This is a genomic window from Ruegeria sp. CDSA193, assembly GCF_059611885.1.
This window is the reverse complement of the sequence record NZ_JBXWPN010000006.1, coordinates 216357-231816: the sequence shown is the minus strand read 5'-3', so window position 1 is coordinate 231816 and position 15460 is coordinate 216357. Positions and strand designations below refer to the sequence as shown.

The 15460-nt window shown below is 57.2% G+C and carries 13 protein-coding genes; 9 read left to right on the top strand and 4 right to left on the bottom strand.

Translation table 11 applies throughout. From position 1 onward, the window contains the following. Window positions 1–15: 15 nt before the first annotated feature. Complete coding sequence (locus AC2FLG_RS13545) at window positions 16–1788, bottom strand: SLC13 family permease (RefSeq protein WP_496706599.1); 1773 nt, start codon at window positions 1786–1788, stop codon at window positions 16–18. Window positions 1789–1898: 110 nt separating this feature from the next. Here AC2FLG_RS13545 and AC2FLG_RS13540 point away from each other — a divergent pair, with 110 nt between their 5' ends. Beyond that, the gene (locus AC2FLG_RS13540; protein WP_496693835.1) at window positions 1899–2639 is read left to right on the top strand and encodes a YebC/PmpR family DNA-binding transcriptional regulator; all 741 of its coding nucleotides are present in this window, start codon (window positions 1899–1901) and stop codon (window positions 2637–2639) included. 137 nt (window positions 2640–2776) lie between these two features. Then, the gene (locus AC2FLG_RS13535; RefSeq protein WP_496706598.1) at window positions 2777–4048 is read left to right on the top strand and encodes an MFS transporter; all 1272 of its coding nucleotides are present in this window, start codon (window positions 2777–2779) and stop codon (window positions 4046–4048) included. A 14-nt stretch (window positions 4049–4062) separates the two neighbouring features. Here the strand turns inward: AC2FLG_RS13535 and AC2FLG_RS13530 are convergent, their stop codons facing one another. Then, entirely contained in the window at window positions 4063–4947 is an 885-nt protein-coding gene (locus tag AC2FLG_RS13530) for a LysR family transcriptional regulator ArgP (protein ID WP_496706596.1), read from the bottom strand. Window positions 4948–5033: 86 nt separating this feature from the next. Here AC2FLG_RS13530 and AC2FLG_RS13525 point away from each other — a divergent pair, with 86 nt between their 5' ends. The 6 genes from AC2FLG_RS13525 (at window position 5034) to AC2FLG_RS13500 (ending at window position 10810) form a co-directional block, all read left to right on the top strand. Beyond that, the gene (locus AC2FLG_RS13525; RefSeq protein WP_496690941.1) at window positions 5034–5633 is read left to right on the top strand and encodes a LysE/ArgO family amino acid transporter; all 600 of its coding nucleotides are present in this window, start codon (window positions 5034–5036) and stop codon (window positions 5631–5633) included. 40 nt (window positions 5634–5673) lie between these two features. Next, on the top strand, window positions 5674–6582 hold the full coding sequence (locus AC2FLG_RS13520) for a DMT family transporter (protein WP_496689676.1): 909 nt from the start codon (window positions 5674–5676) through the stop codon (window positions 6580–6582). An 87-nt stretch (window positions 6583–6669) separates the two neighbouring features. Then, entirely contained in the window at window positions 6670–7242 is a 573-nt protein-coding gene (betI, locus tag AC2FLG_RS13515; protein WP_271949443.1) for a choline-binding transcriptional repressor BetI, read from the top strand. Then, window positions 7239–8747 (top strand): choline-sulfatase, encoded by a 1509-nt coding sequence (betC, locus tag AC2FLG_RS13510; protein ID WP_496702019.1) that lies wholly within the window; start codon window positions 7239–7241, stop codon window positions 8745–8747. Before betI ends, betC begins: the two co-directional genes overlap by 4 nt. 86 nt (window positions 8748–8833) lie before the next feature. Next, on the top strand, window positions 8834–10492 hold the full coding sequence (gene betA / locus AC2FLG_RS13505; protein WP_496706594.1) for a choline dehydrogenase: 1659 nt from the start codon (window positions 8834–8836) through the stop codon (window positions 10490–10492). Between the two features lie 78 nt (window positions 10493–10570). Continuing rightward, the gene (locus tag AC2FLG_RS13500; protein ID WP_142636790.1) at window positions 10571–10810 is read left to right on the top strand and encodes an HP1242/YdcH family protein; all 240 of its coding nucleotides are present in this window, start codon (window positions 10571–10573) and stop codon (window positions 10808–10810) included. Between the two features lie 59 nt (window positions 10811–10869). Here the strand turns inward: AC2FLG_RS13500 and AC2FLG_RS13495 are convergent, their stop codons facing one another. Continuing rightward, window positions 10870–12270, bottom strand: coding sequence for a helix-turn-helix domain-containing protein (locus AC2FLG_RS13495; RefSeq protein ID WP_496706592.1), 1401 nt, complete (start codon window positions 12268–12270; stop codon window positions 10870–10872). 65 nt (window positions 12271–12335) lie between these two features. Then, window positions 12336–13541 carry a multidrug effflux MFS transporter gene (locus tag AC2FLG_RS13490; RefSeq protein WP_281972733.1) on the bottom strand — a complete coding sequence of 402 codons (1206 nt, stop codon included), beginning with the start codon at window positions 13539–13541 and terminating at the stop codon, window positions 12336–12338. Between the two features lie 183 nt (window positions 13542–13724). On the opposite strand from AC2FLG_RS13490, the gene AC2FLG_RS13485 reads away from it, so the two are divergent. Further along, the gene (locus AC2FLG_RS13485; protein WP_142636795.1) at window positions 13725–15257 is read left to right on the top strand and encodes an acyl-CoA carboxylase subunit beta; all 1533 of its coding nucleotides are present in this window, start codon (window positions 13725–13727) and stop codon (window positions 15255–15257) included. The last annotated feature ends 203 nt before the right edge of the window (window positions 15258–15460 follow it).

Genomic DNA, 15460 nt, shown 5'->3' with positions numbered 1-15460 from the left:
AACGGCTCTTACCCGTCACAACGGCCAGAACACAAGGATGGCGGGTATCGAAACCGCAATGATCAGGATTTCCAGCGGCAGGCCCATGCGCCAGTAGTCTCCGAACCGATAGCCACCCGGACCCAGAACCAGCGTGTTGTTTTTATGCCCGATAGGCGTCAGGAACGCAGCCGAGGCTGCAACGGCGACCGTCATCAGAAACGGGTCGGGGGAAACCTCAAGTGTGCGGGCCATCTGAATGCCGACCGGGGCCGCCACAATCGCCGTGGCGGTGTTGTTCAACACGTCCGACAGGGTCATGGTGACCACCATCAGAACGGTCAGAATAGCCCATGCAGGCAGGCCGTCAGTTAACTGGATCAGCGCATTGGCGATCAGTTCGGTGCCGCCCGAGGTTTCCAGCGCGCTGCCCAGCGGGATCATCGAGCCCAGCAAAACGACCACCGGCCATTCGATGTGAGTATAGAGATCCGCGATTGGCATGATCTTGGTCAGCACATAGGCAACCACAACAAGCCCCAATGCGACCGGCAGGTAGATCAGCCCAACACTGGCCGCCAGCACCGCGGTGGCAAACAGGCCAATCGCAAGCCACGCCTTTTCATTGGCGGTGACGTTCAAACCACGTTGGGCCAGCGGTAGGCATCCCAGCCATTCGGTCACATCGGCGCTGCGATCACGCGGGCACAGCAACAACAGGATGTCGCCAGCCTCAACCTCGGTTTTGCGGACCTGTTCAGTGATGCTGCGGCCCTGGCGCGAAATGCCCATCAAAACGGTGCTCTGCCGCCATGCCAATCCCAACCCCTGCGCCGTACGCCCGGTGATGCGGGCGTTTTCGGTCACGACAACCTCGACGACTTCCAGCCCGTCGCCTTCAGCGGTCAGAAGCTCCTGTCGACGTGTGTCCGAAAAATCCAGCTTCAGCGCCGCGCGGAATTCATCCAGCGCCTCGGGGCGGGCCTCAAGCACCAGCGCGTCACCCTGATTCAGTGTTGCATGGGCCGACCGGCCATAGCGGCGCTTGCCGTCGCGGATCAGGCCGATGATGGCGACGTCAGATTTCTCGGCATCTTCATAAAGCTCGCTGACCCGTTTGCCGATCAACGGCGATTCCGGTGGGACGGTTAGTTCTGCGATATATTCGGCCAGCGCCTCAGAGGTTTCGGTTTGCGGTCCCCGGTTCGGGATCAATCGCCAGCCCACCAGTGAGACAAAAGCAAGCCCGGCAATCGCAGCAATGCCACCCACAGGGGCGAAATCGAACATACGAAAGGGCTCGCCCAGAGTTTCTGCGCGGATTGAGGCGATGATGATGTTCGGTGGCGTGCCAATCAGGGTCGCCATCCCACCCAGAATTGTTGCAAAGCTGAGCGGCATTAGGGTCAGGCCGACAGCTCGTCCGGCTTTTCGTGCGGTCTGAATGTCGACCGGCATCAATAGGGCCAAGGCAGCGACGTTATTCATGAAGGCGGACAGAACCGCCCCGATACCGCCCATCAAGGCGATATGGGCCCCAAGGCCGCGTGACGCGTCAACCAAGGATCGCGTGATCAGGAATACCGCACCGGACCGGACCAGTCCGGCCGAAACGACCAGAACCAGCGCGACGATGATGGTCGCCGAGTGACCAAAACCGGCAAAAGCGTCATCGACGGGCACGACACCCAACACCACTCCGACCAGAAGCGCGGAAAACGCAACAAGATCATAGCGAAACCGCCCCCAAAGCAGCATTCCGAATACGGCGGCAAAGAGAGCGAAAAGTATGATCTGATCTGTCGTCATACCGCCAACATACTCGCAGAAGAAGCCGTCGCAAGCCGGTCTCTTGATCCCATGGCCCGCAAACGTCTATATGGGCGCCAAATACGCAATCACTATCACGAGGACGCACCATGGCAGGCCACTCCAAATGGGCCAATATCCAGCACCGCAAGGGACGTCAGGACGCCGCGCGGTCCAAACTGTTTTCCAAGCTGTCAAAAGAGATCACCGTTGCCGCTAAGATGGGCGACCCCGATCCCGACAAGAACCCGCGTCTGCGTCTTGCGGTGAAAGAGGCCAAGTCGAACTCGGTCCCCAAAGACGTGATCGACCGGGCGATCAAGAAATCGCAAGCAGGCGACGGCGATGACTATGAAGAAATCCGGTATGAAGGCTATGGCCCCAACGGCGTGGCCGTCATCGTCGAGACGATGACCGACAACCGGAACCGGACCGCATCGACCGTGCGCTCGACCTTTTCCAAGAATGGCGGCAATCTTGGCGAGACCGGTTCCGTCGGATTTATGTTCGAACGCAAGGGTGAAGTGGTCTATCCGGATACGGTTGGTGATGCCGACACCGTGTTCGAAGCGGCCATCGAGGCAGGCGCGGAAGATGTTGAAAGCTCGGACGAAGGTCATATCATCTGGTGCGCCGACACCGATCTGAACGACGTCTCGAACGCGCTCGAGGCCGCGCTGGGTGAAACGGAATCCACCAAACTGGTTTGGAAGCCAAGCACCACGACCGAGCTGGGGCTTGAGGATATGCAAAAGCTGATGAAGTTGGTCGATGCGCTGGAAGATGATGATGACGTTCAGCGCGTCACAACCAATTTCGAAGCATCGGATGAGGTGATGGCGCAGCTTTGATCTGCCCCGCATCCTGAGATTTGGAAACCCGGCCCTCAGGCCGGGTTTTTTTGTTGGTTGGAGGATAGGGCTATTGGCCGATCAGGTTCGAACTCATAGGCTGGGTCGAATAGCTGGAGCAGCGAGTCAAAGTGCAGATGACCGAACCCCAATCTGAATTGGCCAAACGTAATGTGCCCGTCCTGACCGGGCAGAGCATTCTGTCCCAGGTCGCCTGGACCCTTGGCAGCCCGTCCATTGTCTTGCCGTTTCTTGCGGTTTCGCTGGAACTTCCGATGTTCATCGCCGGTGCGCTGGTTTCAATCCGTATGGTCGGCAGCATGATCGCCGATGTGTTTCTGGCCCAGGTGATTGCGCTGCGCGAACGGAAGAAACGCAGCATCGCGATGACCGAGGTTGTGATCGGGGCGTGCCTTGTCATGGCTCTGGCAGCGGCGGCGACGGGCAGCGTCACGTTGACGGCAATATCCTTTGTTGCAGCATTTTTTGTGATCGGTCTGGTGGATGAGATCCAGACATTGCTGTTCACAGACCTGCTGGGCGACCACGTTCAGTCCAGATCACGGATGATCATGCGATACCTGCAGTTAGGGGCCGGAGGGCTGGCGGCCATTGGTCTTGTGCTGTTGGTCCACCAGATCACGCTGGGCAACCCTCCGTTTGCGCGGCATTCGGTTGTGATTGGGGTGTCAGTTGTGTTCTTCCTGCTGTCGGGCCTATCCATCCTCGCGATGTCCGAGGTCCCGCATCACAGAACTTCCGACGCACATGAGGGCGAAAGCAAAAGGCATTGGTCCGAATATCTCACTGACATTTTGTCGATGTTCAACCACGCCTGGTTCCGGCGCTATATGGTGATGCGCCTGCCGATTGTGGTTGTTGGCCTGTCGGTTCCGTTCTTTGCCCTGATGGCGGCCGAGGCGCATCACAGTTCAGCCAGGGGTCTGACCGCCATGATCATTTCCTCGGCCTCTGGATATCTGGTTGCGGCACCCCTGTGGCAGTTCGTTAACCTGAAATCCCACCGGGCGGTCATGGTCTCAGGCACTCTGATGGTGGCCCTGACCGGAGCAGGGCTGCTGGCGGTCCATTACCTCCATATCGATCATGAGGTGCACACCCATGCGATTGCCCTGTTTGTGGTGACCGTGGCGGTCACGGGTATCAGCAGTGCTCGAAAGCTGTATTTTCTGGATGTCGCCCCGTTTGATCAGCGGGTCAAAGGCGCGGCTGCGGTGAAAAGCATCTCGCGGATTGTTGCGGTCATCGTGTCGGCGGCGCTGGCAGGTCTGGCCCATATGCACGAGGTCTCGGCGGCGGTTGCGATCATTGTTGCGGTCAGCCTGTTCGCGGCGTTCGCTTGTTTCTGGGTGGTGACGCCAATTCCCAAATCACCCGCGCCGACCTGATCCCCCGTTGCTGTTTATCGCTGAATAAGCCCGTCGGCGGCCGCGCGCTTTACTGCGACGGTCAGCGGCGACAGGGCCGAGGATAAGACCCGCCCGACCTGCCAGGTCAGCGGCACATCAAGGGGTGCGTCTGGTATCAGAGGGCAGAGCCGACCATCTGCCAGAGCCTGCTGGACTAACCCTGTCGGGTTCATTCCCCACCCAAGACCGGCAATCGCTGCATCCACAAACCCGTGTGAGGATGGCAGAAAATGCGATGGCGGGGAAATGTGGTGCCCAAACTCTCTCGCAAACCAGGCTTTCTGAAGACCGTCCTTTTGATTGAAGGTCAGGCACGGTGCCATGGCAAGGCTGCTTTTGGTTACACCGTCCCGGAACCATTTATGCATAAAACCTGGGCTGGCCGTTGGAATATACCTGAAATCCCCAAGTGGATGGGCATCGCAGCCAGAGACCGGTTGCCCTCCGGTGGTAACAGCCGCGCTGACCTCACCGCGGCGCAACCAATCGGCCGAATGGTCCTGATCATCAATTACCAGATCGAACAGCAATTCATCTGTTTGGGCCATCGCAGCGATGAACCATGTGGCCAAACTGTCTGCAGGAATTGCAATGCGCACCTGGGTCGGGCCAGAGGTTCCCTCCAACGCAAGTTCACGGGCCAGCTGTGCCTCAAGCAGCCCGATATCCTCGGCGTATCTGGCAATGCGCAAGCCGGCGGGTGTCGCTGTGCAGGGCGCACCACGAGTGATCAGAGCGGCGCCTATCCGATCCTCTAATGACTTGATCCGCTGCGATATCGCCGAAGGCGTCACCGACAGCTCTGTGGCGGCGGCGTCAAAGCTTCCGTGGCGTAGAATGGCCGAAAGTGCGGCAAGGTGATTGGGATCCAGCAACATTAGCAGAGCTTAACCAGGTGTAACTTCTTTAATTTGATAATTCGACTGACTGGCTCTAGTCAATCAAATCGAACACAGGAGGTTTCATGTCCGCATCTCTGATTTCCGGATTCGCTCTGGGCTTTAGTCTGATTTTGGCCATTGGTGCGCAGAACGCCTTTGTCCTGCGTCAAGGGCTGCGCCGCGAACATGTTTTTGCCCTATGCCTGACCTGCGCCGTATCGGATGCCATTCTGATTGCGGCAGGGGTTGCCGGGTTCGGAACGCTTGCTCAGACTGCTCCTTGGTTCGAGCCGGTCATGCGCTATGGCGGGGCTGTGTTTCTGACCTGGTACGGGTTGCGCAGCCTGCTATCGGCCTGGCGCGGCGGGTCTTCCATGGATGTCAGTGAAGGGACACGTTCAAGTCTGAGGTCTGTCCTGCTGACCGTGCTGGCATTCACCTGGTTGAATCCGCATGTCTATCTGGACACGGTGGTTCTGATCGGGTCGATATCTGCACAATATGATGACCGGTTGGCCTTTGCTATTGGAGCGATGCTGTCCAGCTTTGTCTTCTTCTTCTCGTTGGGCTACGGGGCAAGGATTCTGTCGCCGGTCTTTGCCCGCCCAAGGGCATGGCAGGTGCTGGATGTTGTTATCGGTTTTGTCATGCTGGCGATTGCGGTCAAGCTGGTGGCGATCTGAGGTCTTGTTCCCACCTGTGTTTCGGTGTTGAACCGTTAACATGACAACTCAACCTAACACCTATCGGCCATTGGCGGGAATGTTCTGGATGTTTTCCGCCGGTCTGTCCTTTGTTGTCATGACTGCGCTCGTCAAATCTCTGGGCACCTCCATGGACCCGATACAGGCCGCATTTCTGCGCTTTGTCTTTGGGTTGGTGTTCCTACTGCCAGCGTTAAGGCTGATCGTTACGACACCTCTGACACGTAGGCATCTGACACTGTTCGGCATCCGCGGGGTGGTTCACGCCATTGCCGTGATGCTGTGGTTTTTTTCCATGACCCGAATTCCGTTGGCCGAAGTCACGGCCATGAACTACATGACGCCGGTCTATGTCACATTGGGTGCTGTGCTGTTTCTAGGCGAGAAACTAGCCTTCCGCCGGATTGCCGCCATAGGTGTCGCATTGATCGGTGTCGCAATTATTCTCCGACCTGGGTTTCGGGATATCTCGGTTGGTCACGTGACCATGTTGGGCACTTCGTTGACGCTTGGTGCATCCTACCTGCTGGCCAAGATGCTGGTGCGAGATCTGCCGCCCTCGGTCGTAGTTGCACATATGTCCATATGGGTGACGATGGCGCTGATACCTTTCGCCATTGCCGTGTGGTCCCCTCCAAGTCTCCATGATTTGGGTGTGCTGTTTCTGGTTGCCTGTTTTGCCACACTTGGACACTATCTGATGACCTTGGCCCTGCAGGCCGCCCCTGTAGCAGTGACGCAGCCCGTCACATTCTTACAGCTGATCTGGGCCACGCTGGTTGGGGCGTTGGTTTTCCACGAAAGCGTAGATTTGTGGGTGGTCGCCGGGGGCACGCTGATTCTGTTGGCAGTCAGTTTTATTGCCTGGCGCGAGGCCGTGTTGAACCGCAGCAGCCTGACGACCCCCAGTATTGCACCTAAACTTTAGCCGATTTCTGCCGAAAAAACGTTATTAATTGACGAGTCAATAAAAATCTCCTAGCGTTTTTCTATCAAAAGCAGTTGAGGGGTACGGATGCCGAAACTCGGAATGGAGCCAATCCGCCGTGATGCGATCGTAAAGGCAACGATTGCTGAGCTCGGGTCGAAAAAATCCCTCGATGTAACCGTCAGCCAGATCGCAAAGCGGGCTGGCATGTCCAGCGCGCTGGCACATCACTATTTCGGCGGTAAAGATCAGATTTTTCTGGCAGCGATGCGCCGCATCCTGTCGGATTTCGGGGCAGAGGTCCGGTCCGAACTGAAAGCAGCCACGCCAAGTGGACGCGCGCAGGCGATCATCCGGGCATGCTTTGCCCCATCCTGTTTCACGCCGGATGTGACGGCAGCGTGGATGACGTTCTACGTTCTTGCGCAGACCAATGACGACGCTCTGCGATTGTGGCAGATTTATCAGGCCCGTATCCGGTCGAACCTGGTTTATGCGCTTCGCCCGCATTTGGCCGATCCGGTTGAGGCGGCCGGGAACATGATCGCCTTGATCGACGGACTTTATATCCACGCCGCGCTGAGCGCCCCGGAAGAACCGCAACTGGCTGTAAACCACGCGATGCGCGTGCTCAGCACCTTGCTCGAGGCTGAGAAATGACAAAACCTAATATTCTGATCCTGATGGTGGATCAGTTGAACGGGACCCTTTTTCCTGACGGTCCTGTCGATTGGCTGCATGCGCCAAACCTGAAAAAGCTGGCCGAACGATCCACGCGATTTGCGAATGCCTATACGGCGTCGCCCCTGTGCGCGCCGGGTCGGGCCAGTTTTATGTCCGGTCAGTTGCCGTCGCGCACTGGTGTCTATGACAATGCCGCCGAGTTTGGCAGTGATATTCCGACATATGCCCACCATCTGCGCCGTGCAGGGTACTATACCTGTCTGTCGGGCAAGATGCATTTCGTCGGGCCCGATCAGTTGCACGGGTTTGAAGATCGCCTAACCACCGACATCTACCCCGCCGATTTCGGCTGGACCCCGGACTACCGTAAACCAGGCGAGCGGATTGACTGGTGGTATCACAATATGGGTTCGGTCACGGGCGCAGGTGTAGCCGAGATTTCCAACCAAATGGAATATGATGACGAGGTGGCCTATAACGCCAAGTCCAAGCTATACGATCTGGCCCGTGGCAAGGACGACCGTCCATGGTGCCTGACTGTAAGCTTTACCCACCCGCATGATCCCTATGTTGCACGTCGCAAATACTGGGATCTGTACGAAGATTGCGAGCACCTTCTGCCCGAGATTGCCGACCTTGGTTATGATAATCAGGACCCGCATTCGAAACGGATTTTTGACGCCAATGACTGGCGCAGCTTTGATATCACTCAAGAAGATACCCGCAAATCACGCCGCGCCTATTTCGCCAATATCTCGTATCTGGACGACAAGGTCGGCGAGATACTCGAGGTGCTGGAAACCACGCGGCAAGAGGCGATCATCCTGTTTGTCTCGGACCATGGCGATATGCTGGGTGAGCGCGGGCTGTGGTTCAAGATGACTTTCTACGAAGGGTCATCCCGCGTCCCGCTGATGATCTGTGCACCCGATCTGCCAGCGGGCCGGATCGACGCTCCGGTTTCGACCATAGATGTGACGCCGACTTTGGGCGCTCTGGCCGGTGTCGATATGGAAGAGATCGCGCCCTGGACAGATGGCGAAAACCTTGTGCCGCTGGCCAAGGGTCACGAACGCAGTGCGCCGGTCGCAATGGAATATGCGGCCGAGGCCTCTTATGCGCCACTGGTGTCCTTGCGCTATGGCAAATGGAAATACAACCGATGTGCGCTAGACCCTGATCAACTGTTCGACCTCGAGACGGACCCTTCCGAGTTGGAGAACCTCGCAGACAGGCCAGAGCATGCAGGAACGTTGCAGACCTTGCGTGCCAAGTCCGATGCCCGTTGGGATCTGGATCGGTTCGACGCCGAAGTTCGCGCCAGCCAGGCGCGTCGCTGGGTCGTGTACGAGGCGTTGCGCCAGGGCGGGTATTATCCGTGGGACTACCAGCCCCTGCAGAAAGCATCTGAGCGGTACATGCGTAACCACATGGATCTGAATATCGTCGAGGAAAGCCAACGCTTTCCACGCGGAGAGTAACAATCCGAATTAACAAGACCCTCTCCGGTCAGGCAGAGATTTTTCGATGAAAAATCTTGGCTCCGGTTGAGAATGGAGACCCGAAAATGGAAGCAGATTTCGTCATCGTCGGCGCAGGTTCCGCAGGCTGCGCGATGGCATATCGTTTGAGTGAGGCCGGTGCCTCGGTTCTGGTGATCGAGCATGGCGGTACCGACGTCGGGCCCTTCATCCAAATGCCCGCCGCGCTAAGCTATCCGATGAACATGTCGCGCTATGACTGGGGCTATCAATCCGAGCCTGAGCCGCATCTGAACAACCGCCGCCTGGCCTGCCCGCGAGGGAAGGTGATCGGCGGATCCTCTTCGATCAACGGAATGGTTTATGTGCGCGGCCACGCCCGGGACTTCGATACCTGGGCCGAGATGGGCGCGGATGGCTGGTCTTATGCGGATGTGCTGCCGTATTACAAACGGATGGAGACCTGGCATGACGGCGGTCATGGTGGTGATTCCGCGTGGCGGGGCACAGACGGGCCGCTGCATGTGTCGCGGGGCCCGCGTGCGAACCCGCTGTTCCAGGCCTTTGTCGATGCGGGCCAGCAAGCCGGGTATGAAGTCACGGGCGACTATAACGGTGAAAAGCAAGAAGGTTTCGGCCCGATGGAGCAGACCGTCTGGAAAGGGCGGCGCTGGTCGGCGGCAAATGCCTATCTGCGGCCTGCGCTCAAGCGCGAGAACTGCGATATCGTGCGCGGTCTTGCGACCCGGATTGTTCTGAAAAACGGAAGCGCTGTTGGTGTTGAACTGATCCGTGGCGGCAAGACAGAGGTCATCCGCGCCCGCCGCGAAGTGGTCATCGCAGCCTCGTCCATCAATTCGCCGAAACTTTTGATGCTGTCTGGAATCGGCCCGGCTGCGCATTTGGCTGAGCAGGGGATCGGAGTTGTTGCAGACCGTCCGGGGGTTGGCGCAAATCTACAGGACCATTTGGAGCTGTATATCCAGCAAGCCTCGCTTCAGCCGATCACGCTCTACAAACACTGGAACCTGGTCAGCAAAGGCCTGATCGGGGCGCAATGGCTGTTCACCAAGACCGGCCTTGGTGCCTCGAACCAGTTCGAAAGCGCGGCCTTCATCCGATCAAGGCCGGGTGTCGAATACCCCGACATCCAGTACCACTTCCTGCCGATGGCTGTGCGCTATGACGGGCAGGCTGCGGCCGAGGGGCACGGGTTCCAAGCACATGTGGGTCCGATGCGATCGGAATCACGGGGTGCTGTGACATTGCGCTCGGCTCGACCCGAGGACGCACCTGTCATCCGGTTCAATTACATGAGCCAGGAAAAAGATTGGGAGGAGTTCCGCACCTGTATCCGCCTGACGCGAGAGATTTTCGGGCAAGAGGCGTTCAGACCCTTTGCCGGGAAAGAGATTCAGCCCGGTGCTGCGGTACAAACAGATGAAGAGTTGAACGCCTTTATCGCTGAGCATGCCGAAAGTGCCTATCATCCCTGCGGCACCTGCAGGATGGGACGGGCGGATGACCAGAACGCGGTTGTCGACTCCGAAGGCCGGGTGATCGGCGTGGATCGGCTGCGTGTGGCGGACAGTTCGATCTTTCCGCAAATCACCAACGGCAACCTTAATGCGCCGTCGATTATGGTGGGCGAGAAAGTCTCGGATCATCTGCTGGGCAAAGATCCGTTGCCCAAAGCCAATGATCAGCCTTGGATTCATCCGCAATGGGCCTCGGCGCAGCGCTGATTTGATCCGCGTCAAAGCGGGGGGAGTGGGACCAATATAGACCTGAATCGCAACGCATTTTCTAAGGAGCGAACAGGAATGTCCCACACCCCGCACGAATTGGCCGAAGAGTTTCCCGACAAGGTCGAATTGATCAGTCAGCTTAAACAGTCCGATGCGCATTTTTCTCGGCTGGCCGAAGAGTATCACGAGGTCAATCGTATCGTGCACCGCGCGGAAACTAACGTCGAGCCGATGGAGGACCTTGCCGAAGGCGAGCTGCGCAAGAAACGCGCCGCATTGAAGGATGAGATCTGGGCGATTTTGTCGAACGCTTAAGGGTTGGGCGGGGGCATTGCCCCCGTTTCGGCTGGCCGCGGTTTTAGGCCGGGTAAAGCTCAGGTGACTTCATAGGGTAAGGTTCCGCGGGTATGAGTGTCGATGGTGAGGCGACGTTCCAGCGGAGGAACTGAGCGTTGGTGGCAGTTCTGGCGTTCGCAAATCCGGCACGAGATACCTATGGGCTCGTAGGCACTGGCGTTTGAAATATCCAGATTGTCCGCATAAACCAACGCTTCGGCGTGGCGGACCTCGCATCCCAGCGCAATCGCATAGCGCCGGACAGGCGCTCCGTACGAACCGCCCGATTTCGAAACATCCCGCGCCAGCGAGATATAGCGGACCCCGTCCGGGGTTTCGGCAAGCTGCCGCAGGAAGTGACCCGGAGTTTCAAAGGCGCGGTGCACATTCCACAACGGGCAGGCACCGCCAAAGCGCGCAAATTGCAGGCGCGTGGCGGAGTGGCGTTTTGTGATCGTTCCGGCCTGATCCACCCGAACAAAGAAGAATGGTATCCCCTTTGCACCGGGGCGCTGCAGCGTCGAAAGCCTGTGGGCCACCTGTTCGATGGATGCTCCAAAACGATTGCTGAGCAATTCCAAATCATGGCGGTAAAGCTGGGCTGCACTGAGAAATTCGCCATAAGGCATCAGAGAGGCGCCAGCGAAATAATTCGCCAGGCCGATCTTCGCAATCGCGCGCGCCTCATCACTGTGAAATTTGGCGAAATCCAGTGTCGCTTCAAGCAGCTTGTCCTGATTGATTAGGGATACCTGCAAGAGCAGCTGAAACACTTGTGTTTGCGGTGCAATCCGTGATGACAGCAGCAATGTTTTGCTATCCGCATCGTATTTCCGGGTTTCTTCGATATCCGGGAACTGAACGCGAATACCGTTTTCACCCAAGCTTTCGATTGCGGCGGCGCGAATTCCGCCTTTGTCCTGGGCGCGGCCAGAAAATCGTTCTGCGGCCCGGTCAACCGCGTCTATGTAGTTGTCGCAATAATGGAAAAAGTCTCGCACTTCTTCCCAGGGGCTGGCCTGAATCTGTGCGTCTTCACGTCCCAGGGCTTCGTCCAGCGAGGCCAGCCTTTCATGCGTCTGGCGATACGTGCGGTGCAGGGCGATAAACGCTCGGGCCATTGCGGGGGCGTTTGAAGCTGTTAGGCGCAGATCAGCGAGCGGTGGCATGGCGTCATCAAACACGGGGTCCGCCAGCGCCTCGCGCAGGTCTGAGACCAGACGTTCGCTGTCGCCAGTGCTAAGTTCGGTCACGTCCATGCCGAATTCCTGCGCCAGAGCCAGAACAACCGTGGTCGAGATCGGGCGGTTGTTATTCTCCATCTGGTTCAGATAGGGAAGCGAAACCCCCAGTTTGGCTGCGAATTCCTTTTGTGTCAGCGTCAGGCGCGTGCGCATTTCACGCAGTTTTGCACCAGCATAGAGCTTTTGGGTCGCCATGGCGTACCTTTGCAACTTTTCTAATCTTGAACGCTAGCTTTGCAAACCGTCCTGCGCAAGGCGTGTTACAGGCCCAAATACCGTTCGCGCCGGATCACGATGGCAATAGCAACGATGGCAAATGTTGCAGAGGCCAACATCAGCCACAGCAGCGGCATCGCGCCTGTTTCATGGGTTAGTATTGCGCCCGTGAGCGCGCTCAGGCCAGCTCCGCCGCCCAGCATGATGGCCCCGCTCAGCCCAGATGCTGTCGCGGCCAGGTGCGGGCGGACGGACAGTGCGCCTGAAGTTGCGTTTGGAATGGTCATACCATTGCCCACACCAACAATGGTCATGAACCCAAAGAAGCTGAGAACCGAGCCGAAGCCCGTAAGGAACACGATAGTCGACAGTGCAACGCCGGTTGCGTTCATCCAGCACCCCCAAAGAACCATCCGGTTCACGCCAAAGCGGACAGAGAACCTGCCGCTGAAGAAGTTGCCGAAGAAATAACCCACCGCAGGGGCGCCGAAGTAAATGCCCAGTTCTGACGCTGTTAGGCCGAACAGTTCAGTCCCGACGAAAGGCGCGCCGCCCAGATAGGCGAAAAAAGCGCCCGACGACAGGGCTGAGGCCATGGAATAGCCCCAGAACCGAGGGGATCTGAGCAATTCCGGGTATTCACGAAACTGCTGCAGCAAGGTCAGCCCGCTTTTGCGGGATGTTTCTCCGAAGTCGGAATAGGTCAGCATTAGCGCCAGTAGGCCCAGCCCGAAAGGAAGCCAGAAATTTGCCTTCCAGCCAAAGCTCTCTTCCAGAAAGCCGCCGATGGCAGGCCCGATCATTGGAACAATGGCCATTCCCATGGTGACATAGCCGATCATTGAAGCGGCTTGATCTGCTTCGTAAAGGTCTCGCACCGCTGCGCGGCTAAGGACCATTCCAACAGCTACGACCGCTTGAAACATCCTGAAGGCCAGAAATACTTCGGCGTTCGGGGAGTAGATGCAACCCAGTGTCGCAATCAGAAACAGAACCAATCCCCAGAGAATAACCGGCCTGCGGCCCACCTTATCTGCGATGGGGCCGATCAGAATTTGGATTACTGCGCTGATCATCAGATACAGAGCGATCGACAACTGCATGACTTTGTAGTCTGCGTCAAAATACGCGGCCATATTGGGCAGGCTGGGAAGGAAAAGATTCAAGCTCAGTGCTGACAGCCCGGATAGCATCACAAGTGTGGCAATGGTGGGGGGCGAACGACGCGCTGGCGAAAAAGTAAACTGCATGGTTCACATGTATAGTGACGGTTTTTGGGATTGCCATCCGTGACCGTGTCTCAGTGCGAAACTTTGCATGTTTACAATTACCCGGAACTGTATTTTCAAAGATTTGCAAATTTGCCGAATGAGGCTTTGGTCTGAACGAAACTAGGTATAGTGTCGCGCCAAATTTCAAAGGGGATCATCGTTATGAAAGACATCCTTTCCGAGCTTGAAGGCCGCCGCAACGATGCACGGCTGGGGGGTGGGCAAAAACGTATTGATGCGCAGCATGCGCGGGGAAAGCTGACCGCACGCGAACGCATAGAGCTGTTAGTGGATGAAGGCAGTTTCGAAGAATTCGACATGTTTGTCAGCCATCGCTGCACGGATTTCGGGATGGAAAATCAAAAGCCTGCAGGCGATGGTGTCGTCACCGGATGGGGCACAATCAACGGTCGTATGGTCTATGTCTTCAGCCAGGATTTCACCGTTTTCGGCGGGTCTCTGTCGGAAACCCACGCGCAGAAAATCTGCAAGATCATGGACATGGCAATCCAGAATGGTGCTCCGGTGATCGGCATCAACGATTCGGGTGGTGCGCGAATCCAGGAAGGTGTGGCCTCGCTTGCGGGTTATGCCGAGGTGTTCCAGCGTAACATCATGGCCTCGGGCGTGGTTCCGCAGATCAGTGTGATCATGGGCCCCTGCGCCGGTGGCGCCGTCTACAGTCCGGCGATGACCGACTTTATCTTTATGGTCAAAGACACCTCGTACATGTTTGTGACGGGCCCCGATGTCGTCAAGACAGTCACCAATGAGGTTGTAACCGCCGAAGAGCTGGGCGGTGCATCGACCCACACCAAGAAATCTTCGGTTGCCGACGGTGCATTCGAAAATGATGTCGAAGCACTGGCCGAAGTGCGCCGTCTTGTCGATTTCCTACCGTTGAACAACAAGGAAAAACCGCCCGTTCGTCCCTTCTTTGACGAGCCGGGCCGGATTGAGGCTTCGCTGGATACGTTGATTCCGGACAACCCGAACACGCCTTATGACATGAAAGAACTCATTGCCAAAGTGGCGGACGAGGGTGATTTTTACGAAATTCAAGAAGATTACGCCAAGAACATCATCACGGGCTTTATCCGTCTGGAAGGTCAGACCGTAGGTGTTGTAGCCAACCAGCCGATGGTGCTGGCCGGCTGTCTGGATATCGACAGCAGCCGAAAAGCCGCGCGCTTCGTCCGGTTCTGTGATTGCTTTGAAATTCCGATTTTGACACTGGTCGACGTGCCGGGCTTTTTGCCGGGAACCTCGCAGGAATATGGCGGTGTGATCAAACATGGCGCAAAACTGCTGTTTGCCTATGGCGAGGCGACCGTTCCGAAGGTCACAGTGATCACCCGAAAGGCCTATGGCGGTGCCTATGACGTGATGGCATCCAAACATCTGCGTGGCGATTTCAACTATGCCTGGCCCACCGCCGAGATCGCGGTGATGGGGGCCAAAGGCGCGACCGAAATCATCCACCGTGCCGATCTGGGCGATGCCGAGAAAATCGCACAGCACGCTCAGGACTATGAGGACCGGTTCGCCAATCCGTTTGTGGCTGCGGAACGTGGATTCATTGATGAGGTGATCATGCCGCATTCGACCCGCCGCCGCGTATCGCGAGCTTTTGCAAGCTTGCGTAACAAGCAACTGAAAAACCCCTGGAAAAAGCACGATAACATTCCGCTGTAAGCTGAAGGTCGCGGGGCAGGTGCTCTGGTGTGCCTGCCTCTCGGCACGTTGGTGTAAAGACCACCAAACGGCGAATTTGACTTTGAGAGCAAAGCTGCTAAATGAAATGCCTTATTGGACATAGAAAAGCGCGAGCCAGTAGGCATGCGCGCGCGATCCCGGAGAGAGGAGCTCGCCTTTGGTGGGTCTGGGATCGCGCCTTA

What these genes read in the sequence shown, in the direction of transcription:
- betA (WP_496706594.1), top strand. Translation starts at nt 8,834, where the DNA reads ATGGAAGCAGATTTCGTCATCGTCGGCGCAGGTTCCGCAGGCTGCGCG.
- betI (WP_271949443.1), top strand. Translation starts at nt 6,670, where the DNA reads ATGCCGAAACTCGGAATGGAGCCAATCCGCCGTGATGCGATCGTAAAG.
- AC2FLG_RS13540 (WP_496693835.1), top strand. Translation starts at nt 1,899, where the DNA reads ATGGCAGGCCACTCCAAATGGGCCAATATCCAGCACCGCAAGGGACGT.
- AC2FLG_RS13485 (WP_142636795.1), top strand. Translation starts at nt 13,725, where the DNA reads ATGAAAGACATCCTTTCCGAGCTTGAAGGCCGCCGCAACGATGCACGG.
- AC2FLG_RS13520 (WP_496689676.1), top strand. Translation starts at nt 5,674, where the DNA reads ATGACAACTCAACCTAACACCTATCGGCCATTGGCGGGAATGTTCTGG.
- AC2FLG_RS13545 (WP_496706599.1), bottom strand. Translation starts at nt 1,788, where the DNA reads ATGACGACAGATCAGATCATACTTTTCGCTCTCTTTGCCGCCGTATTC.
- AC2FLG_RS13500 (WP_142636790.1), top strand. Translation starts at nt 10,571, where the DNA reads ATGTCCCACACCCCGCACGAATTGGCCGAAGAGTTTCCCGACAAGGTC.
- betC (WP_496702019.1), top strand. Translation starts at nt 7,239, where the DNA reads ATGACAAAACCTAATATTCTGATCCTGATGGTGGATCAGTTGAACGGG.
- AC2FLG_RS13490 (WP_281972733.1), bottom strand. Translation starts at nt 13,541, where the DNA reads ATGCAGTTTACTTTTTCGCCAGCGCGTCGTTCGCCCCCCACCATTGCC.
- AC2FLG_RS13535 (WP_496706598.1), top strand. Translation starts at nt 2,777, where the DNA reads ATGACCGAACCCCAATCTGAATTGGCCAAACGTAATGTGCCCGTCCTG.
- AC2FLG_RS13525 (WP_496690941.1), top strand. Translation starts at nt 5,034, where the DNA reads ATGTCCGCATCTCTGATTTCCGGATTCGCTCTGGGCTTTAGTCTGATT.
- AC2FLG_RS13495 (WP_496706592.1), bottom strand. Translation starts at nt 12,270, where the DNA reads ATGGCGACCCAAAAGCTCTATGCTGGTGCAAAACTGCGTGAAATGCGC.
- AC2FLG_RS13530 (WP_496706596.1), bottom strand. Translation starts at nt 4,947, where the DNA reads ATGTTGCTGGATCCCAATCACCTTGCCGCACTTTCGGCCATTCTACGC.